Origin of the sequence: Paenibacillus lutrae (genome assembly GCF_009757775.1) — a bacterium.
GTDB lineage: Bacteria > Bacillota > Bacilli > Paenibacillales > NBRC-103111 > Paenibacillus_F > Paenibacillus_F lutrae.
In genome coordinates this window covers 46228-70945 of record NZ_RHLK01000017.1, presented here as the reverse complement: position 1 = coordinate 70945, position 24718 = coordinate 46228, and the positions used below count along the sequence as shown (strand labels likewise).

The 24718-nt window shown below is 47.9% G+C and carries 22 protein-coding genes and 1 riboswitch; of the genes, 9 read left to right on the top strand and 13 right to left on the bottom strand.

The annotated features are described in order from the left end of the window. Positions 1 to 48: 48 nt before the first annotated feature. The gene (locus EDM21_RS21565) at positions 49 to 1791 is read right to left on the bottom strand and encodes an ABC transporter ATP-binding protein (protein WP_157338495.1); all 1743 of its coding nucleotides are present in this window, start codon (positions 1789 to 1791) and stop codon (positions 49 to 51) included. A gap of 199 nt (positions 1792 to 1990) precedes the next feature. Then, positions 1991 to 2284, bottom strand: a complete 294-nt coding sequence (locus tag EDM21_RS21560) for a Dabb family protein (RefSeq protein WP_157338494.1) — start codon at positions 2282 to 2284, stop codon at positions 1991 to 1993. 157 nt (positions 2285 to 2441) lie between these two features. Here EDM21_RS21560 and EDM21_RS21555 point away from each other — a divergent pair, with 157 nt between their 5' ends. After that, positions 2442 to 2873: a DUF4395 domain-containing protein gene (locus EDM21_RS21555; protein ID WP_157338493.1), complete on the top strand. Its 432-nt coding sequence runs from the start codon at positions 2442 to 2444 to the stop codon at positions 2871 to 2873. Positions 2874 to 2974: 101 nt separating this feature from the next. On the opposite strand, the gene EDM21_RS21550 is transcribed toward EDM21_RS21555, so the two are convergent. The 3 genes from EDM21_RS21550 to EDM21_RS21540 form a co-directional block, all read right to left on the bottom strand. After that, on the bottom strand, positions 2975 to 3847 hold the full coding sequence (locus tag EDM21_RS21550; RefSeq protein ID WP_157338492.1) for a DUF1206 domain-containing protein: 873 nt from the start codon (positions 3845 to 3847) through the stop codon (positions 2975 to 2977). 220 nt (positions 3848 to 4067) lie between these two features. Further along, positions 4068 to 5459 carry an HD-GYP domain-containing protein gene (locus EDM21_RS21545; protein WP_157338491.1) on the bottom strand — a complete coding sequence of 464 codons (1392 nt, stop codon included), beginning with the start codon at positions 5457 to 5459 and terminating at the stop codon, positions 4068 to 4070. 628 nt (positions 5460 to 6087) lie between these two features. After that, positions 6088 to 9303, bottom strand: coding sequence for an S-layer homology domain-containing protein (locus EDM21_RS21540; protein WP_157338490.1), 3216 nt, complete (start codon positions 9301 to 9303; stop codon positions 6088 to 6090). Positions 9304 to 9474: 171 nt separating this feature from the next. Then, a riboswitch (cobalamin riboswitch) is annotated at positions 9475 to 9666 on the bottom strand. A gap of 311 nt (positions 9667 to 9977) precedes the next feature. Here EDM21_RS21540 and EDM21_RS21535 point away from each other — a divergent pair. From EDM21_RS21535 to EDM21_RS21525, 3 genes are all read left to right on the top strand, one after another. Beyond that, positions 9978 to 11252, top strand: a complete 1275-nt coding sequence (locus EDM21_RS21535) for an ABC transporter substrate-binding protein (protein ID WP_157338489.1) — start codon at positions 9978 to 9980, stop codon at positions 11250 to 11252. Beyond that, on the top strand, positions 11249 to 12193 hold the full coding sequence (locus EDM21_RS21530) for a carbohydrate ABC transporter permease (RefSeq protein WP_235918316.1): 945 nt from the start codon (positions 11249 to 11251) through the stop codon (positions 12191 to 12193). Before EDM21_RS21535 ends, EDM21_RS21530 begins: the two co-directional genes overlap by 4 nt. A 90-nt stretch (positions 12194 to 12283) precedes the next feature. Continuing rightward, a complete protein-coding gene (locus EDM21_RS21525; protein WP_157338506.1) occupies positions 12284 to 13045 on the top strand; it encodes a carbohydrate ABC transporter permease in 762 nt (253 codons plus the stop codon). Positions 13046 to 13143: 98 nt separating this feature from the next. Here the strand turns inward: EDM21_RS21525 and EDM21_RS21520 are convergent, their stop codons facing one another. The 3 genes from EDM21_RS21520 to EDM21_RS21510 form a co-directional block, all read right to left on the bottom strand. After that, the gene (locus EDM21_RS21520) at positions 13144 to 14256 is read right to left on the bottom strand and encodes a serine hydrolase domain-containing protein (RefSeq protein WP_338044033.1); all 1113 of its coding nucleotides are present in this window, start codon (positions 14254 to 14256) and stop codon (positions 13144 to 13146) included. A gap of 167 nt (positions 14257 to 14423) precedes the next feature. Continuing rightward, a complete protein-coding gene (locus EDM21_RS21515; protein WP_157338488.1) occupies positions 14424 to 15134 on the bottom strand; it encodes a PIG-L deacetylase family protein in 711 nt (236 codons plus the stop codon). Positions 15135 to 15199: 65 nt separating this feature from the next. Then, positions 15200 to 16153: a GNAT family N-acetyltransferase gene (locus tag EDM21_RS21510; RefSeq protein WP_157338487.1), complete on the bottom strand. Its 954-nt coding sequence runs from the start codon at positions 16151 to 16153 to the stop codon at positions 15200 to 15202. A 322-nt stretch (positions 16154 to 16475) separates the two neighbouring features. On the opposite strand from EDM21_RS21510, the gene EDM21_RS21505 reads away from it, so the two are divergent. Continuing rightward, positions 16476 to 17003: a Crp/Fnr family transcriptional regulator gene (locus EDM21_RS21505; protein WP_157338485.1), complete on the top strand. Its 528-nt coding sequence runs from the start codon at positions 16476 to 16478 to the stop codon at positions 17001 to 17003. Here EDM21_RS21505 and hmpA read toward each other — a convergent pair. Continuing rightward, entirely contained in the window at positions 16964 to 18184 is a 1221-nt protein-coding gene (gene hmpA / locus EDM21_RS21500; RefSeq protein WP_157338484.1) for an NO-inducible flavohemoprotein, read from the bottom strand. The genes EDM21_RS21505 and hmpA overlap by 40 nt on opposite strands. A 176-nt stretch (positions 18185 to 18360) precedes the next feature. On the opposite strand from hmpA, the gene EDM21_RS21495 reads away from it, so the two are divergent. Continuing rightward, positions 18361 to 18768, top strand: coding sequence for an SMI1/KNR4 family protein (locus EDM21_RS21495; protein WP_157338483.1), 408 nt, complete (start codon positions 18361 to 18363; stop codon positions 18766 to 18768). 66 nt (positions 18769 to 18834) lie between these two features. Here the strand turns inward: EDM21_RS21495 and EDM21_RS21490 are convergent, their stop codons facing one another. Then, positions 18835 to 19488 carry a M48 family metallopeptidase gene (locus tag EDM21_RS21490; protein WP_157338504.1) on the bottom strand — a complete coding sequence of 218 codons (654 nt, stop codon included), beginning with the start codon at positions 19486 to 19488 and terminating at the stop codon, positions 18835 to 18837. A gap of 120 nt (positions 19489 to 19608) precedes the next feature. On the opposite strand from EDM21_RS21490, the gene EDM21_RS21485 reads away from it, so the two are divergent. Then, a complete protein-coding gene (locus tag EDM21_RS21485) occupies positions 19609 to 20028 on the top strand; it encodes a GNAT family N-acetyltransferase (protein WP_157338482.1) in 420 nt (139 codons plus the stop codon). Between the two features lie 95 nt (positions 20029 to 20123). On the opposite strand, the gene pyk is transcribed toward EDM21_RS21485, so the two are convergent. Next, a complete protein-coding gene (gene pyk, locus EDM21_RS21480; RefSeq protein ID WP_157338481.1) occupies positions 20124 to 21539 on the bottom strand; it encodes a pyruvate kinase in 1416 nt (471 codons plus the stop codon). Positions 21540 to 21665: 126 nt separating this feature from the next. Between pyk and EDM21_RS21475 the strand changes: the two genes are divergently transcribed. Next, on the top strand, positions 21666 to 22448 hold the full coding sequence (locus tag EDM21_RS21475; protein ID WP_157338480.1) for a helix-turn-helix domain-containing protein: 783 nt from the start codon (positions 21666 to 21668) through the stop codon (positions 22446 to 22448). An 88-nt stretch (positions 22449 to 22536) separates the two neighbouring features. Next, complete coding sequence (locus EDM21_RS21470) at positions 22537 to 23301, top strand: GNAT family N-acetyltransferase (protein WP_157338479.1); 765 nt, start codon at positions 22537 to 22539, stop codon at positions 23299 to 23301. Between the two features lie 56 nt (positions 23302 to 23357). On the opposite strand, the gene EDM21_RS21465 is transcribed toward EDM21_RS21470, so the two are convergent. Both EDM21_RS21465 and EDM21_RS21460 read right to left on the bottom strand, forming a co-directional pair. Continuing rightward, positions 23358 to 23897 carry a DUF4362 domain-containing protein gene (locus tag EDM21_RS21465; protein WP_166542125.1) on the bottom strand — a complete coding sequence of 180 codons (540 nt, stop codon included), beginning with the start codon at positions 23895 to 23897 and terminating at the stop codon, positions 23358 to 23360. Between the two features lie 331 nt (positions 23898 to 24228). Next, on the bottom strand, positions 24229 to 24672 hold the full coding sequence (locus EDM21_RS21460) for a DUF6376 family protein (RefSeq protein ID WP_157338477.1): 444 nt from the start codon (positions 24670 to 24672) through the stop codon (positions 24229 to 24231). Positions 24673 to 24718: the final 46 nt, after the last annotated feature.

The following is a 24718-nucleotide window of genomic DNA, read 5'->3' as shown; positions in this document are numbered from 1 at the left end:
CTCGCTGTAGATTGATTAGTCAAAATGAAACCTCCTTCCGATCTGTCCTTAGTCGGCAAGACTCGCTTCCATCTGCTGGCGGTCCCACTGGTTCTTGTACCAGCCCCCCAGCAGCATAAGTTCCTCGTGGGTACCTTCCTCGATAATCCGTCCCTCATCCAGCACCAGAATCCAGTTCGCATGACTCACGGCGGATAGTCTGTGCGTCGTTATAAGCGTTGTCTTCCCTTCGCGCTCCAGTCGGAGCTGATGAAGAATACGGCTTTCTGTCCGGGCATCCACGGCTGACAAAGAATCGTCGAGCAGAAGTATTTCTGAATCAATGAGCAGCGCTCTCGATATCGCAAGGCGCTGTTTTTGTCCGCCGGAAAGCATCACGCCGTTCTCCCCGACAATCGTGTCGAGTCCCTCAGGCATCTGCTCAATATCTTGTGCGAATGAAGCCATTTGTACGGCTCTTGCAATTTCATCCAGTGATGCTCCCGGTTTACCGAGAGCGATATTATCCCGGATCGATTTGGATAAAAGCATATGCTCTTGGGGCACATAAGCGACCCAGCTCTTCATCTGATCAAGTGCAATGCTTTCAATGGGAACCCCCGCAATAAATAGCTGATCTGGCGCAACCGAGTATTGACGGAGCAGCTGTTTAAGCAGAGTGCTTTTGCCGCTGCCTGTTTTACCGACAATTCCAAGCGTCTGCCCTTGTTCGAGAAAAAATGAAATACCCGTGAGACTCGGTTGCTTGGCTGTAGGATATGTAAACGTTAACTGCTTCATTTCAATGGACGCGGGCTCCTTAACGGCGACCGGTGGATCTGCATCTTTAAGTTCAGGCTCCTGGCTCAGAGCTGTATCCAGACGGTCCGCCGAAGCGTTGCCGCGCTGGAGCACATTAATAAATTCCCCGAATGAAATCATCGGCCAGATCAACATACCCAAGTAAATGTTAAAGGAAATAAGATTCCCGAGTGTTATTTCCCCTTGAATGACGAGATAGGATCCGTACCCGATTCCAATCGTGTAGCTGACTCCGACAATCAAAGAAATGAGTGGCTGGAAGAGCGCATTTAAGAACGAGACCCGCTTATTCTTATCCATCACTTCAGAAGTCACTCTATCAAAAGCACGAAGGTCATCTTCCTCCTGGACATAGGAACGGATTACACGGATGCCTGAAATAGATTCCAGTGCATGGTCGTTCATTTGCCCGAAAGCCGCTTGCGCAGACAGGAAACGAGTCCTTACCCGGGTGCCCAGCTTGCTGATCACGAGTGCCAGAAAAGGCAGCGGAATTAAAGCCGCAATCATAAGCTTAAAGCTGATTAAAGAGATCATGGTTATGATGACCACCGATGCGCCCACCAAGGTATTGACCAGTGTCATTACTCCATAACCTGCCGTCTGTCCGATGGACAGAACATCATTGGTAGCCAGCGCCATTAACTGGCCTGTACTGTTCTTTTGAAAAAAACCGGGTGTCATTCTTGTTAAGTGATTCAGGAGTCTCCCCCTGAGAAGCTTTTCTAGAAGCGCGGAATTGCCGAACAAGGTCGTAATCCAAATATACGCCAGCACGTATTGAAGCAGAGACAGCCCCACTAACAGAAGAACCGTCTGATTTAATCCGGCAGCCGTCAAGTCCCCGTTACGAATATGGTCAACGGTGTTGCCGATAAGCTTGGGCGGGATCGTTGTAAGTAAACTGACAGCTGTCATCAAAACAATAGCCAGCGTGTAATACCCCCACCTCCATTTAAAAAACCAACTCAGCCGACTTACAAAATTCATACCATGCACCTCTTTCCTCTTTTGACGTTTCATTTTCACGAAAGCCCTTTCAGAACATACATTCTATAATAACACAGAAATTTAAAAAAGGAATGATATTCCTTAGCTGTAAAATAATTTTTACCGATATGGTAAGCTCTCACTAAAAAACCGGCTTCTTATTAAGAAGCCGGTTCTCTGGAATACCACGATTTGATTATTACAACTCGATATCTACGACAATGCTGTCTACACGGCCCACTTCTCTAATGTACGCCGCTACGGCCTGGTGATCCGGATTGGGCCCGTAGGCCTGCAGCGCTTCTTGGTTCTCAAAACGGACAGACAAGACAATTTGGTAGCCTTGATTTTTGTCAGAAAAGTTAATGCCTGCTTGAAGATCTACGATCCCGCTTAAGCGCCCCTTCAGAGCTTTAAATCTTTGAACAACTTCTTGAAGCTGTTCTTCTGTCGTTGTTTCGCCAAATTTCACTAGCACAATATGATCAATCATCTCATAACCTCTTTCTATATCAGCTAGAGTACATAATAACATCTGTTGCCTATTCTATCCAAGATCTTTTGCGCTTTGTGAAAAGAATCTGGATATTAAGAGCAAGGAGATTTATAATTTATATATACTATATTCAGATAGGAAAAGGGTGGTTTATATGCACGCAGCTTCTCAATCGATTCCCCGGCCACTGGTGCGTACGAACCAATGGGTAATTGTTTTATCCGTTCTTGCAGCCTTGCTTACTGGTTTGTACTGGATTCTGGCTGTTCCTCTGGTCTCTGGCGTTATGGGCGTTCTCTTTAATTTTAATCCTGTCATGCGTACAGCTACATTATTTTTAAGAAAAGAGCCTTCCTCCTATATTCCTGAAGACAAAGGACAACAGTCATTCAACCAGCTCCTGGCAATAATGTTCCTGCTTACTGCATTAATAGGGTACCTGCTTGGCTGGAACACATTCGCTTTCCTATTTTCGGCCATGGTAGGACTGGCCGCTTTTGTAGCTATCCTCGGGTTTTGTATAGGCTGTTTTGTCCACTACCAGTGGAATCTGTACAAATATAGAAGAAAAAACAAACCTGCCTGACATGCACAAGGACCGCGGAAAATAATCTCCGCGGTCCTTGTGCGTCAGGCTGGCAGGCTAGCCGCTAACGGCCGCGCTAATAGACATGCCCTCTATCTCTTTTATCTGTGATGAGCTATCGTCTTACGATAACGTGCCAGCACAAACAGGTACAGACCATACGCCAACAGCCCGAGCGCCGCAGCGCCCAAAAGCCAATTCCCGAAGGGCTGTTTCGCCAATTCAGCGAGGGCTTCATCCACACCTTTCGTCTCGCTGGGGTCAGACAGCACTGCTGTGCGGATCAGAAAAAATGCAACCAGTCCGAAAACGACGCCTCTTGCAGCAAGCCCGAATCTAGAAATGCGAACCGCATTCCGGTATACAGCCGCACTTATTTCGTTTTTCTTGAATCTTTTCGTAAAAGAGACTTTATAAGCTTTGATGATCTGGTAGAGACCATAGCCCGCTACAGCAGCGCCTGCCGCGGCTACGAGTGTTGCTCCAAAAGGCTTCTGCAGCAGCAAGGCGGTCATGCTTTGTTCCTGGCCTCCAGCAGACTGTTCCGAGTGATTCATCGTCTGAAAGGCTGTAATGGCAAGTACGCCGTATACGACGCCACCTGCCAGTGTACCGATCCGTGCGGCAATCCCTTTCCAGCCGTTCCCCTCACCATCTGTATCTACAAAGGCTTGAACGATGCACCAGAGCAGATATCCGGTCAAGCCAACCGCGAGTATGAACAGAAATAATCCGCCCAGAGGCTGTGAGCCTATTGCTGCCAGTGCCCCTTTCTTATCTGTAACCTCGCCGCCGTATCCCGCTGCCGCCAATAGAGCCAGCACACCTATCGCCGAATAAACGGTACCTTTGGCTGCATAGCCTATCCTTGCTAATTTATCAATCCATGAAGCCTTCTCACGGACAGCTTTTTTACCGTGCTGAACGGCATTTTTAGTAGGATGATAAGCTTTATTCCGAAATGTTTTATCCATCGTATAAAATCCTCGCTTTCATCAACGGTCCTGTTTTGTGCAGGAATAGCCGCTTCCTAGACATAGATACCCTCTAATCGCTTCTGTTAGTCGGATAGAGAAAGATTAAAATTTGGAACTGAGTCTTGTACGGCAAAAAAGACAGCATTTCGTCCTATGACGAACGACTGTCTTATTGTATGTATAACGCTTAACCTGTGCTATGTATGTTCACCCGGTTCTACAGATAAATGGAAGAGTCTTTATCGCAAGCGCGTTCCCATGCTTCTACACAAACCGGATCAAAGAATATCCCCTTATTGTCCCGGAGATAAATCATCGCCGCTTCATGGGATAAAGCCTTCCGGTAAGCCCGGTTAGAAGTCAGCGCATCATATACGTCCGTTACGGATACGATTCTTGCCATCAAGGGGATTTGGTCCGCCTTCAACCGATCGGGGTATCCTTCACCGTTCCATTTTTCATGATGAGAGCGGATAATGCCCAGTTCCTCTTCCATAAATCCGAGACTTCTGCATATCTCATAACCGCTGACCGTGTGTTGGTTAATGATTTCACGTTCACTGTCCGTCAGTTTGCCGGGCTTGTTCAGAATTGCATCCGGAATATCGATTTTGCCGACATCATGTACAATCGTTCCGTGAGCCAGCGCTCTTAGCTTATCAGGACCCAGCTGCATCTCTTCCGCCAATTTGAGAGCATAGAACGTAACCCTGAAATTATGTCCGGCCGTGTACACGTCTTTATTCTCGGTTGCATTCATAAGCGCTCTGACACTGGGTGACAAGGAATTTGTAATTCTTTCAATCGGATCTGTTGTAAATAACGCGCGTAACGCACCGGATAGCGATTGATTGGCCGCATATTGTTTATACAGGCCTGCGAGCATAATAATCATGGATGCCAGCAGCAGGAAATGATACATCCACCAGCTGCTTTTCCAGGCCTGCCCCTGAATCATAATTAACTGGGACACAACAAGACAGCCTGCACTATAGACAATCGCGATTTGAAGCGGGAATCTGGAATAGAGGTAAGAGTGATAATATCGATAGATGGTAACGAAATTAAACAAGGCGGTCACCGCTATAAGAAGCCAATTCAAGGAGTCCATACCGGTCTGGACCGAATCGAGCAGCTCAGGAAAGCTTAGCACAGTTACACCGAACAAGGCTAAAGCTAGCGTCCATACAGGTAGGAGGATATTATCATGCTGGGACAAAAATACGATAAAGCGGTTATCGGAAGGATAGGAGGAGAGCCATAGCCAGAAGGTTGCCATAATTACACTCAGCGTGGCCGTAACCCCGGGCACATGCGTAGCATGGAGAAGAAGATCCGGAGTGGATAGACCGTGGACCATGAAAATTCCGGCTAACGATATAAAAGACAGGGCCAGAAAAATGACCTTTGTGTTACGCATTCTGCGGCCTGCCGCACCTACTGCAAGAGCGATGACGAAGGCGAGCAAAGCAACGGAGCTTACGATATAAAAATGTCCCCGGGGCATGACGAAAACAGCATCCAAGCCTGGCTGGCTTTTCAAAAAAATAAATAAAAGATAAGGCAGCAAAATGATGGCTGCAGGCCCGGACAAGCTGCGGATTCTCATTCCCGACTCTCCTTTTCGACATAAAATGACTTTGCTCTATATCTTTTTATAATAGAACACAGAGTGAAAAAATGGAATAAAAAATTGCGGTTTTCCGGTACTTGTAAGCGCTTTATGGTCAACAATAAAAAAAATGCCGTACCCAAGTACGACAGCGGACAAGTCGAATCGCAGAAGAGGATTATTTCAATCCCGAATGTACCTTGCAGGGCCGGCTGCTAACGCATGCTTCGTCCTTACATTCCACGTAATATTCCGTTATTTTGACCTTGTCAATCAACCCGGCAAGCATAAGCCTATTTCATTGTCATACCAGGCTAGCACTTTGATCTGATTTCCTGCATACCCAGTGTCTGACCATTTATGACTGCTCATTTGGAACATCCGATAAAGTCGGCGGATACGAGAGGTTCCTCTGAATATGCGCCCTCGGGACGGTACGGTTGTGCCGTCGCCAGTGCAAATTGCAGCGTCCCGTCTCCCGTGCACGGTGGTGCAAAACTGGATTTATGTCCGTGTGCCTGAGTTGGTAAGTTGGTGCGTCTATCCCCAGTAGTAACCGGTCCCTTCCTTGCAATCAAAAAGAAACGACGGGATAAGTTCCCGCCGTTTCATCATCGTATTCTTGTCAGTTCGAAGCCTTCTCATAAAGTCTGACAGCAACAGCCGCCGCCATCTCACGGCTTACCGTACCTTCCGGATAGAAACGGTCATTGTACCCTTCCATGATACCAGCTGCCGCGACCGCATTAACGGAGGATACCGCATCGGAACGAATTTCCGTTTCGTCGGCAAACACTGGCGTAGAGCTTTGCTCCTTCATTCCGTAAGCTCTGGCAATCATAAGAGCCATATCTTGCCGGTTTACTGGCGCATCCGGCATAAATAAGGTATCCGAAACACCTTGAACGATGCCCAGCTCACTCGCCTGCTGAATGATGTCCGCATACCAGCTTCCCGGTTTTACATCTTGAAACGATGTAAGGGCGTTTGAGGCGACCGGAAGTTTACTTCTGTCCGCATCATTCATCAGCCTGACCAGAATCGCAGCCAGCTGCGCCCGCGTCATGGATTCTTGCGGAGCGAAAACTTCATCTGCGACTCCATCCATCAGCTTGAACTGTCTGGCCTGGTATACGTACGCCCTGGCCCAAGATGATATTTGCACGTCGTCTGAATATTTCTTCCCGGGTTCGGTAACCGGATTACCCGGGGTAGTCGGTGGTGCAGCCAGTTTACTGCGATCAATGACGGCAAATTTCGTAAAATGAGCGACTTTGCCGGTAACGATTCCTGTACGTGCATCTACAACGGCGGGTACCGGGATCCACTGATTCGCCGCTTCGTCCAGCCACACAAGCGCCAGCTGGTTCACATTGTCTTCGTGGACCGGCACTTTGATAGACAAGTAAACCGGACTTTCAAATCGGGTAGCGGCGGGACCGAATTCATACAAACCCGATAAGAGTTCGGGACGGCTTGATTCTATCTTCTGTGCCGTCAATGTAAGCGTACTTGCTAATGAACCGGAAGGAACCAGAAGAGAAACTTCACCCGCCTGATCTGCCATAGTCGCCTGTCCCGATGCCGGCATTTGTTGACTCAGGTTCACTTTATTCACGGCCATTTCCTTGCGCAGCTGCTCAGCGGCAGCCGGACTCATCATTTGCGAAGCATTCTGGACAGAGACGGCCTGCTGTACTTGACCGATCGGCTTTTTATTGTCCGGAGAAAGCCCGATCGCATCGATTTGCTTGGATAGATCGGTTACATCTGAAGGAACCGGTACTCCACCTGCAGCACCGCCGCCTCCAGCCGGAGGTTTACTCGTCCAGTCTCCCGCTCCGATATCTTTCCCTCCATCGGTCGTGTACCTCCAGGCGATAACATCACCGCTTGCTAAAGAATACTCACCCGCACTTACTTGCGGGAATGTACCGTTTACGGAGTACATCCAGCCGCTTAGAGGACCAAGATCAAATTCACCGAGCCCGTCGATCGCCTGAACATAGAAAGTCGGTCCCGAACCTTCATATTCAACCAGACTGCCTATTTGACGCAGCAGCACATCCGAAACGTGATCATTTGCCAATAATTCAACCGATTGAGACGGCAGAATCGTACCTTTGCCGCTGTCACCCGTTACCGATATCGTAACCGACTCAGCGGATGGAACTGGTGACGTTACGCCTCCGCTGTTGCCACCACCGTTACCGCCACTGACCGGAGGCGTAACCGGATTCCCTGTTACATTCAACTTGAACGCAGCAGCTGCTACAACTGGGCTTTGGTTTGGCCTGTATCCCGTAATCGCACCGTCATAAGAGCCCGCTGCCAGTCCTGCCGTGAAAGCCGCATTCCCCTGCGCGTCCGTGGTAACGGAAGTGCCTCCGACGGTAACAACAACATTCGCTGCAGGAGTAACATCGACCAGTCCGCTCACCCAGTTTAGGGTTTCTTTAGAAACTTGGATGGTGAAGGACTGATTCTCCTGCGGAGCGGCAGGATTACTCTGTACGGAGTGGATGAATTGAGTAGCGGAGTCTCCGTAGTAGACGACGACTTTGTCGGATTCCTGCAGATTGAACTCCGACATGCCGACATTCGGATAGACCCAGAAGCCTCCTCTTTGGACAGCAAACATCCAGCCATCCCAGCCGCCGTACTGGCCTGCATTTATTCCGTTAACTGAGCTAAGATACGGTCCGTAAGCGGTATTATCTACCACATAAGGGATTTGATTAGCGGCCAGTACATTCTCGAGCCCGTCCAGTGCCGTCAGGGCTTCCGTCTCGCCGCCGGCAATCGTCCCTTGTGGTCCTTCTACCTGAATGTGAGCATCAACCGGAGGCACGGGTTCCGGTTCGGGTGCAGATACAGGAACAAAGGTGTAAAATCCGCCTTCTCCTTTGGTAAATAAATCATAAGCAATCAAGGCCATGAAGGCTTGCTCGGTCGCCATGCCATTGGTTTTACCCGAAAGGGTGTGGGCAAATCCACCATCGGACTGACGATAGGAGATCAGGTTGTCGAGCAGGCTGATGCCGTTCTTCTTAAATCGGTCTCCGGTCGGGTCTATTCCGTATGTAGTGAGACCGATTATAGCTTGCGATACGCTTTCGCTGTTCTCCGTCCCCCAAGAAGCATACCCGCCCTTGGCATTTTGATTGACAGCCAGCCACTCTACCGCACGGTCACCGGCTGTTTTCACTTCTGCCTTATCCGTATAACTGGAAAGCGCGGTCAGAGCCACTGCGGTCATATCCGGGTCACTTCTGCCAGCGCCCAGTCCATAACCGCCGTCCGCATTTTGTTTGGACACAATTTCATTAACTAATTTATCACGGTCCCAAGCTGCTCCCGCCGGAATTGTATACTGCCCTGCATCCAAAGCAAGGAGAGCATAGATCGGTCCGTTATTTCCTTGCTTGGTCATGTTCGTACTGGTATAAATCTTCTCTATGAGGTTATGACCGGCAAAGTCCGTAGCGCGAAGTCCGATTCCGGTTATCGCCAGAGAGGTGCGCGCATAATCCGTCACTTTGCTGTAGGTTCCGTTTGCGTTTGTAACCTGTTCGGTTAATTTGGACACATAGCTGGCTGGAATCTCGCGGCCGGCACGTCCAAGCCCCATCGCTTCCCAGTCGCTGTCCACGCCGCCCCGAATAATCTGATTCCCGGCCGAGTATACCGCATCATACACCGATACTGTAACAGATGCACCGGAAGCGCTATCGGCGTATGCCCGTCCGCCTCCGTTCACCGGTATTCCCGCTATGGACAACACCATCATGACGGTCATCCAAATGGCTACAAGTCTTTTGTTCCTGACAAGCTTACTCAAAGTTCTCCTCACTACCCTTTCTCTGTATAGTGGGGAGTGAATAAGAAAAGCCACCTTGGGAAGGTGGCTGCATGCATTCAAAAGATTCTGCGACCATACGGCACGATTGCATAGAGAATCGCCTGTAGGCTGCGCAGCGTTGTGCCTCAAATCCCCACTCCCCGAAGGATTCGAAGCTCATTAGAGCGGGCAGGTCTCCTGACTTATGAGTCATCGCTTCTCATTGCCTTCCCATGCTGGACACACAGTGGCCTCGGTTGAGTCGCTCATCATTTACAGTGGCGGGACCGTGCCGGATTCTCACCGGACTTCCCTTTTAAGCAAGCATAAGCTTATGCTCGCACCCGTTCTTACGAATATGAAATTATTGGTTGTTCAAATCGACTTTATGATACTGCCTGTCTATCACTTTGTCTATGCTTTTTTTAATGCCAAGCCAATTGTTCGAATAATTCCCCGGCTATTACTGACTTCTCCCCCCTAAAATCTCCCTACTTTTATTATCTGCTAACATCCGATTCCCTTGATAGAATGACAGATTTTCGGAATGTAAGCGTTTCACTTTTACGTTTTTTGGTTTAATTATTCTAAATTTCAAGTTTTGATGAATTTTATTACCAGAAATTAATCCTTGAACCGATCTAACCATCACATCCAGAAAAGGGGGAACACCCATGATCCCATACAAACGGGCTGTAACGGTCCTTTTGTCCGCTCATTTGGTCTTGCTGCCTATAGCCGGCTGCAGTTCAGAAGCTGATACCCAGAATTCCGGTAAAATTACGCTTGATCTCGCTCTTTGGGACGAGAATCTGTCCGCAGTTGTGAACGAAGCCTTAATCCGGTATAAGAAAGAACATCCTAATGTACAGGTCAAAGTGACGTATACACCGTTTAGCGACTATTGGAGTAAGCTTCGGACGAGCTTGGCGGGTAAAAGCGGACCCGATGTTTTCTGGATGAACGGGCCGAATTTTTATCAATATGTAAGCGCTAACTTATTGAAGGATCTCGGCCCTTTGATGGAAGCCGACGGGATTAAAAAAGAGAATTACACACAAACACTAACCGATATGTATTCCTATGAGAATAAATTGTACGGCCTCCCCTATTTCCTGGATAACGTCGGTCTCTTTTATAACAAAGAAATTTTCGATCAGGCTGGTATTCCTTATCCGGACGAAACCTGGGATTGGGACAAACTGAAAGCAATCGCGGGTGATTTAACTCAGCAAGAGAAGGGAATTTACGGATTTATTGCACCGATTTCCAATCAGGACGGATATTATAACGTCATTCACCAGGCTGGCGGCTATGTTATTAATGAAGACAAAAGTAAATCCGGGTTCAATCTTCCTGAATCCCAAGCGGCCTTGAAGTGGATGAAACAGCTTATGGACGAAGGGATATCGCCGGATGCACGCCAGCAGCTCGAGACAGGACATGTCGAAATGTTCGGTTCCGGCAAGGCTGCTATGACACAGGCTATCTCAATCAAAGCGCCGGAATTGCATCAAATGCTCGGGGATAAGCTTGGAATCGCTCCGCTTCCGAAAGGTAAGGAGAAAGCCGGGATTGTCCACGGCTTGAGCTGGGCCATTAACGAGAATACCGCACACGAACAAGCCGCCTGGGATCTCATTACAACGCTGGCCGGCGAGGAAGGTTCCATGAAATTGGCCCAATCCGGGTTCAGTATACCAGCCTATGAAGGCGCTCAGGAAGAATGGTTACAATCCATTCCATCGTTAAATCTCAAGGTGTTCGTAGACAGTATTGAGTTTGCAGCGCCCTACCCCATATCCAAATATACTGCGGAATGGCAAAGCGTTGAAACCAAAGAAATACAGGAAGCCATGCGGGGCATGAAAACCATTGAAGCGGCTACGGATAAAATCGCTGAGAAAATGAATACCCTGCTGGATAAGGAAAAGGAGGTGGCGAAATGAGGCAAACTACCGGCCCGGACACCAAGATGACAGCCAAACCACTGCCAAAATCAAGACGTTTCAGCATGTCCAAACAGGAAGCTCTATGGGCTTATGTTTTCATAGCGCCGGTCGTACTCGGTCTGGCTGTCTTTTATATGGTGCCCGCAATCGGTTCTCTGGTACTGTCGTTCTTTGACTGGGACGGTCTCTCCAGAGCGAGCTTTGTCGGTTTGGATAACTTCGCAGCACTAGTAAAGGATGAAGACTTCCTGCGGTCCATGTGGAATACGTTCTTGTTTACAGCCGGTTCCGTTCCCCTATCCATAGTCTGTGCGACAATTGTGGCCGTTCTTCTTAACCAGCCGATCCGCGGCCTGCCCATTTATCGAACGTTATTCTTTATCCCTGTCGTCACGATGCCGGTTGCCATCGGTATGGTTTGGCGCTGGCTCTATAATTCGGATTTCGGGCTCTTCAATCAACTGTTGGGATTCCTTCATCTACCGCAGCCTAACTGGCTGTTCGATCCCAAACTCGCTCTTTTTAGCATTATTCTGGTCAGTGTGTGGTCGGGCATCGGGTATAATGCGATTATTCTGCTCTCAGGTCTGCAAGGAATTTCAAGAACCTATTATGAAGCCTCATCCCTGGACGGCGCCGGAGGCTGGCGCAACTTTATACATATTACGGTACCGCTGCTTTCTCCCAGTCTGTTCTTCGTACTCATCATTTCATTTATTAATTCGCTTCAGGTTTTTGATCTGATTTACATGATGATGGGCAAGGACCAATCCATGCTGACCTATACACGCACGGCCGTTTTCAGTATTTGGGAACAGGGTTTCAAGTTCTTCCATTTGGGCTATGCTTCTGCTCAGGCGTGGGTACTTTCCGTCGTACTGATGACCATTACACTTGTCCAGATGTATTTTCAAAAAAAATGGGTTCATTACGAATAAGGAGGTATACCTGTGACCCCTACTACCCGTGTAAAAGTAAAATCCGGCCATGCGGCTGTTCATATTCTGCTTCTTCTAGGGTCCGCGGTTATGATTCTCCCATTCTTATGGATGGTGCTGACTTCATTCAAAACACTGCCGGAATCTTTAAAAGTTCCACCAGAAATATTTCCCGGCACATGGCAGTTTGAAAACTTCACCAAAGTGTGGAGTAAAAATAACTTCGGGCGGTACTACCTGAACTCTATCTTTGTGACCGCCGGCCGGACCATAGGCCAACTGATCTTGTGCTCCCTGGCAGCTTTTGCTTTCGCCCGTCTTCGCTTTCCGGGTAAGAACATCCTGTTCTTTGCCATTCTGAGCGTACTCATGGTCCCTTCGCAGGTCGTGCTCATACCTAACTTCATTCTGATGCAGCAGTTCAGATGGCTGGATACCTTCTATGCCCTGATCGTCCCGGGGATTTTCAGCGCATTCGGCACTTTCCTGCTGCGGCAGTTCTTTATGGGACTGCCCAAAGATTTGGATGAAGCGGCCAAAATCGACGGCTGCAGCTTATTCGGCATCTACTGGCGGATTTATCTGCCGCTCTCCAAGCCGGCTTTAGTCGCACTGGCCATCTTTACGATTCTTGCGGCGTGGAACGATTTCTTCTTTCCTCTGATTATGACCAGTTCGGACAGCATGCGGGTGCTGCCCGTGGGGATCGCCACGTTCCAAGGCCAGTACGGCACCGACTATCCGCTTCTCATGGCCGGCGCACTTCTGGCTACCCTGCCGATGATTCTCATGTTCATCTTCTTCCAGCGCTACTTTATTGAAGGGATTGCGATGACCGGCACCAAAGGATAATTAGATTGGCACACCTTACACGTAATAAAACAAACTCCTGACGCAGAACAACCTGTCAGGAGTTTGTTTTATTTGTAAACCTGCAACTTTTTGAACCGTTAGTCCAATACGGCACTAGCTATACAATTATGTAACAAAGCACGAAGACGGACAACGGATTTGGTTCTGCCGTAATGAACCCGGTTCGTCAGCAGCACGATGGTCAGTTTGGATTCGGGATCGACATAGAGGCTGGTACCCGTATAACCGGTATGGCCATAAGTTGCCGCAGAAAGAAGATCCCCGGAAGCATCCAACTTATCTCCTTTTAGTGCCCAGCCGAGTCCTCTGCTGCCACCTGGGGTGCCTGGAGTTAAATTATAGACGGAGGCCCTTAACGAAGCTTGGGAAAGCAGCCTGTGCCCGTTAAGAACTCCGTCCTCCAGCCATAACTGTGCGTAGCGGTGAAGATCTCGGGCTGTTGAGAATAACCCGGCATGCCCTCCGATTCCGCCCATCGCATAAGCATTCTCATCATGCACAACGCCCCAGCGCGGCTCATCCTCGTTAGCATAATGTTCGGTGGCCGCAGCACGATCCCGAATCTCCGCCGGAGGACAGAACATCGAATCCGTCATACCCAGAGGCGCGAATATCCGGGAGTAAGCGAGCTGTTCAAGCGGCTCCCCGAATAACAGCTCGATGAGTTGACCGAGGATAATATATCCGAGATCACTGTATTCGACCTTCGAACCCGGAGCTGTGACCGGCTGCTGCCGGAGCACAAATTGAATGATCTCCTCCCGCGTCCATCCGTGCGAGTACAAATCCGGAGCCGAAACGAAACCCGCCGTATGGGTCAACAGGTGCCGCACGTTTATATCCGCTTTGACCCCTTCTTTGAATTCGTCAAAGAACAGGCTCAGCTTGTCATCCAACCGCAACTTTCCTTCTTCCAGGAGAAAAAGGATCAGTGGAAGCGTAACCACAACTTTCGTGAGGGAAGCCGTATCGTATAAGGTATGTGCAGCAGCCGGCAAATCACCGTGTTTGCTGACCTTATTATCCATGGCCTTCCCGGTCACGTATTCCAGCAATTGTCCCTGCCTGCCTATCGCTACAACGGCCCCCGGTATATTGCCTTCTTCCACTTCTTTGTCTAACAATTGAAGCGCGCAGCGAATACGTACCGGGTCAAGATTCATCCTGGTGCAAAGCATATCCAATTCCACGGTCGTCAACTCCTTCTGTTGTCTATTACACACCACTATCACACACCAGCAGCTCAGATCGTATGAGAAAGAAGACCAGTTGTCAAGCTGGTCTTGGTTAGCGCAGGACACTCTATGTCTTCTGTGCCACAGGGCTCTAGTCAGCGGTTAGCAGATGAGATGGCCTGTTAGTTAAAATATTGCAGGCGCTGATGCACGCCCGCCGGGCCTACCGCAAACGCCTGAGCGCGTTTGAACCCGTTGACCACTCCGCGAACAACCGTAAGCGCTTTGTAGTAATCGATATACGGGAATCCGGTCTCGCCTCTGGCGAATGCGTAGCAGTTCAGACCGGCGATCCATTTCTCAAAAGCATCCTCCGGTATATCAATGAAGACCTCCGGATTAAATCCGTACATGTCTTCCCAGTTCTCGGAATAGTACAGCTGCTTAATCCGGTGGTTCGGCAGATCGCGTTTGATAGCCTCTAACGCTGCGTACAGGCGGGCATCCTGTACAATGTGATGCGTATTCTCGTGGTCTTTATGCATGCTTCTCGACCAGTGGGTAATGACGATACTCGGTTTCAGCTCCCGGATAATATCCGCAACCTGATATTTGACGGTTTCGTCGAGCGGCAGTTCTGCATCTTTGTAATCCAGGAAGCGGACATCGGCTCCGATCGTATCTCCGAATTTGTGCGCTTCTTCGATTTTTTGCTTTGCATAATCTTCTGCGGACAGCATTTTGTGACCTTTTTCCCCGGGTGTCAGATGAAGAAGTGTCGCCTTATGTCCATTCATCACGTACTTGGCCAGAACGGCCCCGGCTGTCAGCTCCTGATCTCCTGCGTGTGCCCCGATTGCCAGAATATGCTGTTTCTGATTGGTATCATTCATAGTTGTTCTCTCCTGTCTCAGCTTCATTTAGGATGGTTAGGATTCGTGCATTCGAATGTATGCCCTTACAGTGTCTTGCAGACGACATCAAAACGGCGCGTCACGCTGAATCCGACTTTCTTGTACAATTGTCCCGCCGGACTTTGCTCTCCGGTCCACAGAAACCAGGCTCCGTGCAGCCCCTGAGCCCTCATGTTATGAAGACAATCGTACAAGAGAATCTTGCCGATGCCTTTACCGCGCTGGCTCTCATCGACCCCAAACGGACCAAAGCGTTCACGGACACCCTCATAAGCACCGTGCAGGCAGAAACCTACCATTTTATCATTCTGTCTGGCTATCAGAATCTGAGACATGCTTAAGCTCTGAAGGAGTCCCTCACGGATTGCGCGTCCCCAATCGGGATTAAATTCTTTCGTTGTAAATTCGATCAGCTCAACGAGATCGCGATCTGTCAGCACCGAGAAGGAATACCCTTCGCTGATGCGCTGCTGCTTGAGGCTGCGTATTTCCTCGGGATATTCGAAGCCCACAAGCGAATAGTCCATCGCAACAGCGGTATATAAGCGTCCGAATGCGGACTTTTGGAGAAAAGCTGCACCTGACGCATAGGCGTCCGGATCGATTCCCGGCACAATATAGTTGGGTGCATAAGCTGAGAAGTATATCTTCTCCCGGTTATGCTGCCGGAGGAAATCTTCCGCATCCGCCAATAACCGCGCAGCTATTCCTTGCCTGTGAAACTCAGGATGGACGAAGAAGAAAGGAATCCAGCCTTTGTCCGGCTCCAGTTCTGTGCCTATCATTGGAAGCAATCTCCGGATCGCGTAGAAGCAGCCCACTATGGTCTCGCCTATAGCCGCAATCCGCATTCCCTGCGGATCAAAGTTAGGGTCAAGCAGCACCAGCTTGCGAAAACGCACCTCGGTAATCGGGTCTTGACTCAGGCATACATTCCAAAGAGATACAAGTTCCTGCTCGTCGCCCGGCAAGTAATGCCGGTATTCAATCGTGTTCATTTCAGGTCACCCCGCTTGTCATTAGTTGGTTTTGAAAACGATTACAATCTAGCTTTTATAAAAACGACCTCTTCTTATTATACGCCATAATTAAAAAAATGAAATAATATTTCATATTTTTTTAAAAGTATAATATTTTATTTCACGTCTTTTAAACAAAAACATACACCTCTCCCTAACCCATATAAAATTCAAAAGAACGGGGAAGCAATAGGCAGGTTGTCTTCCTGCAAATTGCTTCCCCGTCCTTCATTTGATACGATTACACTGCCAGTGTTGCGATTAATTTTTCAGAAAAAACCATTCAACCGGGGTGTTAACCATGTTGTTGCATAAGGGCGAAACTTTGTTCCGCCAAGGAGAAAGCGGACCGCTCTATCAGGTCAGGAAAGGTTTACTTAAAATTGTCCGGGTTCACGAAGATGGAAGTCCCTTTCTTATGAATATAATTGTCGCTGACGAAATCATTCCCCATCACTCTCTCGTAAGTCCAAATGCTTATCATGGAACCGCCATCGCCCTGGTAACCTGCGAGATCGATGTTATCTCTCCTAATGAGTGGTACCAGGCGGTAGCTCAGGACCCGGCGAAGTCCCGGGAAATTGCTCTTCTGCTGCAGGACAAGCTGCGTATGATGCAGCAGCGGATCGACCAGTTAACGCAAATTACTCCCTTGGACAAAATAATGAAGCTGCAGCAATGGCTTGAGAAACTGATCTTCCCCGCTGTATTGACCGATGTGCTCACCCAAGATGAGATCGGCCAGTTAATCGGCCTCCGGCGTGAAACCGTAAACCGGATTCTTCGTTCTCAATCCTCCAGACTTCCGGCTGGACCGAAAAATTCATAATGGGCATCCGACGCCGCTACATTCATGGAACGAAGGGCATGATGCACGGTTTTCATAAAAGGCTGCGGTCCGCAGAAGTAAAAGTTTGCATCGGTCGTGGGTATAACTGTTTTCAGCCAAGCGGAATCTATATAGCCTTCTTTGGCAAATGTGCTTGATTCGATGTCTTCACTAGTCGGCTTCTCATAACAATAGTGTACAGACAACATCGGATATGCTTTACAAAGACTGTCTACATGTTCCTTCATGGCGTGGACAGTACCGTTCTGTGCCGCATGAATGAACGTGATGTGCCTTGGGCACTCTGATTCGACGAGTGTATTCAGCATACTTATCATCGGCGTCAGTCCTACACCCCCGCTAATTAATACGACGGGTCTTTCATCATTTTGTTTAAGAGTAAAGTCACCGGCCGGAGCAGACAACCAGACTATGTCTCCTTCCTGCATCTTTTCATGTAAGTAAACCGATAGTTTGCCGGCGGGAACCGTTCCCTGCCCATCCTCTCTTTTGACAGAAATCCGATAGTAAGGTTTACCGGGGGCATCAGAGAGACTGTACTGCCGAATGTGTGTGTAAGGTTCTCCGGGAATGTTCATCCGTACACTGACGTATTGTCCGGGTTCAAAGCTTGCAATCGCCTTCCCGTCTTGTGGAGCGAGATAGAAGGACGTAATTACATCGCTTTCCTGCACTTTCCGGTCAATCAGAAAAGCACGATAGTCACTCCATCCACCGGTTTGCTGTGCGGATTCCTGATAAAGATCCGACTCAACGCCGATAAAAGCCGCCGCAATGACTCCGTAAGCCTCTCCCCACGCTTGCAAAATTTCTTCCGTAGCGGAATCACCCAGAACATCCTGAATAGCCGCAAGCAAGTTCTCTCCGACAATCGGATAACTTTCCGGTTTAATTCCCAGACTGCGGTGTTTATGGGCAATTTGCTTAACGGCAGGAAGAATGGCCTCTAAATGATCAATATGAACAGCGGCGGCATATACCGCATTGGCAAGGGCTGCCTGCTGTCTGCCCTGCAGTTGGTTGGCATGATTGAACACATTCAGCAGTTCGGGATGATTAGTAAACAGAAGCTTATAAAAACGTCTAGTAATGGCTTCCCCGTGAATTTCTAATACGGGCACAGTCGATTTTATAATGGCAATTGTTTTTTCACTTAGCATGGTTGGTTTTCCCCTTTCGACAAGCAGAATAGACTCTACAAATTAAGTATAGAGGCCCCCAAATTTGCTCTGAGTGATTACAATCACACGAAAAGGCAATAGTTTGTGACTAGATCATTCCGTTCTTGAAAAAGGCATCGTCCCCGCTCGGAAGAATATGGTAAGATGCTCATACAATGAAATTCTTCAATGGGGTGTTCGACATAAAAAAATCACTCGCTAAACTCACACAACTCTTTACAACAAGACCAGCCCCTGCAACAAACGAATTTATTCCGAAAGTTACATCCATGCTGGAGAAGTACAGGGAACTTTTCCAAGGCGATTGTCCTTATGTGCTGAATCCGACACTATCCAAGAAACAAGTGGATCAGTTCGAATCGCAAGCCGGCATTGTTCTGCCTCCCGGTTACAGAGACTTCCTGCTTCACATAGGCAACGGCGCCGCAGGCACAAGGCCTTTCCCCCTATCCTTATCTCACGTTAATAATTGTCTGGATGCTCCTGTTGATGCAGTCTCCATGGGGGATGTTTACCGGATAACAGGCAGACTGTGTGGAACGGTCTATTCGATCACCAGATAGAGGAGCATGTACAGCCTAATCCAAAATGAAAAAGAGGTCTCGCAGACCTCTTTTTGCCATTCTAGTTTAAAGTGTCATAAATTGTCCGTGCCTTGCTAAATAGGCTTCTTTCTCTTTATAATCAGGCATAATACTTCCCACGCGTCTCCAAAATGAGCGATCATGATTCATATGAATCAGATGGCACAGCTCATGAATGACCACGTAATTGATGACTTCAATAGGAGCCATGGCCAGCCGGTAATTAAAACATACCTTTTTACCCGAACTGCAGCTTCCCCACTTGGTCTTAGACTCGATCACCTCAATCGATTTAGGCTTCACTTTCAGAAGCCCTTGGTACTGTTTGATTTGTTTCTCTACGATGTTCTTGCAGCTTGTAAAATAAAACTTCTTGAGATTTTTTTTAAGTTCATCCTCACTTAACCCGTCCGTCCCGATCAGCTCATGCAGGAAATATTCTTTCCCTAAGTAAAGAAACTTTCCTTTATCCTGATATTCTCTCGGTTTAGGTGTTTCCCTGGCCGCCGACATACTCTGTAATTTCTTCAAAATCTGTTTCCCGTGACGCTGCACTGTGCTTACAATGATGTCTTGGCTTGTATCATTGGGAACTTTAACTGTCAGCAGACCTACCGAATCTATATGAATGGCTATCTTCGTTCTATTACCGTATTCAATATTCATCTCTATACTCATATCTTCGATTTCAATTCTCATATCTGTCCTCGATTCCAGCTCTGTTTTAGATGATTCACTCCGCCTGATTCTAATGATCATCCAATCTCTCTATGTATAAGATTAAAATAAAACTTCTATAAAAGAAAGTAAGGTGAAATTTTGAAAATTCGATTGGCAAATGAATTCGATTATCCCGCATTAAGAGGCATTTACCTGGTATCACGCCGTAACAGTTTTGAATGGGCGAATAAGGAAGACATGTCATTAGGAGACTTCGATACACATACTGGGGGAGAGTCTATTCTTGTAGCAGAAGAAGATCATCACATCCTGGGCTTCACTTCCTTGTACTTGCCAGATAACTTTATTCATCTTCTGTTCGTTCATCCGGATTGTTCAGGTAAGGGAGTCGGCACCCGGCTGCTTCGTGCTGCCGCAGAAACAATGAATACACCGTTGACACTAAAATGTGTATCTGAAAATCACCAAGCAATGAAATTCTATGAGAATCAAGGGTGGAAAAAAGTTGTTGAAGAAGGTACACCGCAAGAAAAATACTGGGTTATGGTGTATGAATAACCATTCAAGCACAAGAAAGAGCCGCCCGGAAAATAAGGCGGCTTCATGCAGCAACTCGTGCTGAAGCGACTGTGTATCTCTTCTTGCTTGCTCTCTTACACCTGCTTGATTTTGATCAAGTTAGTCGAACCGGACTCGCCGATCGGTACTCCTGCTGTGATAACGGTGTAGTCTCCCTTTACAAGTAAGCCGCTTTGCAGGCCGCTGTTAACCGCCTGCTCGAACATATCATCGGTAGACTGCACGGTCTCGCCCTTGAGCGGAGTGACTCCCCACAGCAGGCACATCCGGCGCAGTACCTGCTCGCTCCGCGTTACCGCCAGGATCGGCGATTTGGGCCGGTGCTTGGATACCATCCGCGGTGTAAAACCGCTCTCCGTCGGAATCAGGATCGCTTTCGCCTGAAGCGCGGCCGCTGCACCGACTGCTGCGCTGCTGATGATTTCGGTGATCGTCTGCTCGGAAGGAGGCATGACGGAGATCCTCTGCTCATTCTGGAGATACAGCGATTCCGCTTTCACCGCAACCGTTGCCATCATGAGCACCGATTCAACCGGATATCTGCCGGCTGCTGTTTCGCCGGACAGCATCACGGCGTCCGCTCCCTCCAGCACCGCATTCGCCACGTCGCTTACTTCTGCGCGGGTAGGCCGGGGATTCTGCTGCATCGAATCCAGCATCTGCGTAGCCACAATAACAGGCTTGCCCGCTTTGCTGCACGTCTCGATCATCCACTTCTGGATAACCGGCACGTCCTCCACCGGAATCTCCACGCCAAGATCTCCACGGGCAACCATAATGCCGTCCGAGGCTTCCACGATGGCTTCCAGTTCATCGACGCCTTCCTGGTTCTCGATTTTGGATATAATCTGGATATGTCCGCAGCCGCGCTCTTCCAACAGCTGCCGCACGGTAAGCACATCCTCCGCTTTTCTAACGAAAGACATCGCAATGATATCAATATTCTCTTCGATCCCGAATTCGATATGCCGGATATCCCGGTCCGTTACTCCCGGCAGGGTGGTCCGTATCCCCGGGAGATTGACGCCTTTTCTCGGTTTAAGCGTACCGCCATTCCTAATCAGACAGTGAATTTCCGTGCCGTTTACGCTAGTTACACGTAATTCAATCAATCCATCGTCGATCAGAATTTTGTCGCCCGGCTTAATTACTTCGGGCAGATCTTTGTAGTTCACTGAAATTCTTGCCGCATCGCCTTGTATCTCGTCACTCGTTAAGGTTAATGTATCCCCGGCCACTAATTCGCAGGATGCTTCTTTCAATAGGCCAATACGAATCTCCGGTCCTTTAATATCCATCAGAACGGGAACGATACTCCCTGTCTCTTTCTCCGCCTGCCGGATCCGTTTGATTTGCTCGCTGTGCTGCTCCAGTTCTCCGTGGGCCATGTTAAGCCTTGCCACATTCATGCCTGCTGCAATCATACTTTTCAAAACATCAACAGAACTGCTGGAAGGTCCCATGGTGCAAACAATTTTTGTTCTGCGCATTGTACATATCCATCCTTTGGCAATTAAAATGGTTGTGATGCTCCTATTGTAATTCGGAATGAATCGAGAGAAAATAAACTATAATACACTCTATGTACTCTAGTACTCTTTTAGGAAGTGGATACTATGCTGACAATTCGGGACATCCGGCACGATCGCGGCACAGACTGGTATTTGGACAACACCTCGGTTGCCGAGCAGGAAGTAGCGCTCATTCTGGTTACTTACGGTAAATGTATATATTGGATCGAAGGTGACAAGGTTATTCTGGAAAAAGGGGATCTGCTCCTCCTGCCCTCATCCCTTGCCTTTTATGCCAAAAGTATTCCAACCATTCTTCACGATAAATACGTGCTAACTCTACGGCTGGATCAGCCGCTTGCTCTTCCGCTCTTAAACCTGACATCGTGGATTACTATGAAAACAGGCATGCTTGAATTTGTGCTGGAACGAGTCCGCCGGGCTTACACCGAATGGCTGGAACAGGATGCTTACGCCGACATCCGCAGCAGCGCTATTGTGACAGAAGTGATAGCCCTGTTAAATAGAGAGCACGACAACGGCCCGGTAACGCCGCAAATTGAAAAGCATGCTCAGCGGATGAAGCTTTATATTCAGACGAATTACCGGGAGAAAGTGACTAAGGAAGAGCTGGGAGCTTGTATTTCCACAAGTCCGAATTATGCGGCTATGCTCTTCCGGCGTGTGACCGGGCAAACGATCAGCGACTATGTCCACTCGGTCCGGGTGAAGAAAGCTGTCTATATGCTCGTAGACTCTTTGCTCACGGTTAGTGAAATTGCCGATTTTCTAGGTTACCAGGATGTCTCTTATTTTCAGCGTGTGTTCAAAAAAATAACGGGCAAAACGCCGTCTGCGTATACCAAGGAACGAATTCACAGGAAATAAAACTAGTTTCGTATAGATCCTCTAACATTAGATTGTATTTTTATACATTATAACGTATTATTATACAAAAATGATGTGGAGGATACTTATGAATAACAAATTAATTGAAGAACTCTCTTTAAACCACTGGCAGCCCTTATCTACCCTGCTATACGATGGATGGGTGCTGCGCTTCGCGGACGGATATACCAAGCGGGCCAACTCCATTAACCCGATACATTATTCCACTTCTGATTTGGATCGTAAAATCGAAGAATGTGAGCATATGTATTCGGCCAATCATTTGCCAACCACCTATAAAATCACCCCTTTTGTTCACCCAGCAGAGTTAGATGACACATTGGAAGCAAGGGGCTATTCATTGGTTGACGCCACAAGTGTCCAGACTCTGAAGTTAGATAGCCTGAATGAGCCCGGATTAACTTCGGTCACTGTCAATGAAACCATGACTGCCGAATGGTTAGACAATTTTTGCAGGCTCAATACAGTGAATGAAGAGAACAAGAACGTTATGAAACGTATGCTTTCGAGTATCAGGACCAAGAAGGGTTTTGTATCGTTTTACTACGAAGAACAAGTGGTTGCGTGTGGTCTTGGGGTTATTGAAAGAGAATACATAGGGTTATATGATATCGTGACTGATATCCGTTACAGAAACCGTGGATTCGCGGAACAGATGATATTAAATCTGTTACACTGGGGCAAAGATAATGGAGCAGCATACAGTTATTTAGCGGTCGTTTCGAATAATGAACCGGCGTTAAAACTTTATTCAAAAATCGGTTACTCGGAAATTTATAAGTATTGGTATCGAGTTAAGAACACCGTCCATGATAAGACAGCGTCCTCGTAACCGGGAAGAGGGGCTCTCCGCCTCTCTTCCCTATTTCCGGTGTCTGCAATCGCGAGTCATTTCTTATCGTCTGAGGCAGCATAAAAACTAAAAGATGAACCGATTTCCTCCGATTCGCAGTTGTTCAGCACGTAAACCAACCCATCATCCATTGATTCTTCTGCCTTTATATTCAAGTCTCTGCAAAAAGTAGTTTCTTTAATCCCGCTGCCAAACATATCTCTTGTCGAATCATGTGTATACTTAATCCGTGTCCCGTTAAAATTCAGCTCATCCAGAATCGCATCTCCCTCTTTGGTATAACCAACGAGCCGGATATGGTCCTCTTTCTTATTCTTCAAATTATTTAGAAAACGATCCCATTTGTCCAGGTTGGCTAACCGGGACCGGTTGTATACAACTTCTCCATTCTGGGCAGCAGTTTCGGATGGATATTTCTTAGGCGGGTCCGGGAAATGGTCCGGGAAATTCTGATCGGCAGCAGGGTTGGCGGAAGGAACACCCGCAGGCTCGGCGTTAGACTCCGGTTCAGTCGAACAAGCGGCGGCGTTTAACATGACCGCAGTTATCCATGCGGCCAAGAGTACTTTCTTCATCATATCACCTCTAACTACAGACGGGTTATATCGTCAAGATGTTACAGATCATGGTGCGAAAAGGATTACTTGAATCTCAGCAGCGTATTCCTTCTCCCCCTCCATTTCATTAAAGACTTATCATACCATTTTACACCAATTCTGTTGTGAACCTCATACAATGATTGCGGACGAATCTGTCCTGCGCGTTTATCTTTCCATTAATTTTCTGCAAGCTAATATAAAAAACCTGAGAAAGATCCATTAGAACTTGGATTTTCTCAGGCTTTCGGCGTATATGGATACCCTGCGGTACCAGAGGCTTATAACCGGCAAGCTGTCCGGATGCTTTTTATTGGCCCAGTTGTTTAAGCGGCTCAAGTAGTTTGGACATCTCATTAATCTGCTGGATCATAGGAGAATCCGTAAGTGATTTCAGATCAAACGAGGGATTGTTCAAGTTCTCAAGTGTCCCGTTAATGTTCGTCATCAAGGTCTCATTATAACTGACCAGCTGCTGATGAATATCTTTGGCAAATCCGGGTGCTTCCATTCCGTTAAAATTCGCGATATTGTCTTTCATTTCTTGAAGATCTTTCTTGATCGCTTCTTCCGTCTGCGGGTTCGTTACCGCTTGTTCCGCTGCGGCCGGAAGGGTCTGGGCAAATTGGACCGCATCTTGGATGTAAGCTGACGTTTCTTGCGTGTAGTTTAAAGATTGATCAACGCTGTCCAGCAGGGAACATCCCGGAAGTAGAAAAATGGCGGCGGCAGTCAGAAAAAACCTGATTTTCATTTTAGAACCCCCTTAATGATTTACCTTCTTTTCATGAATACCTTCT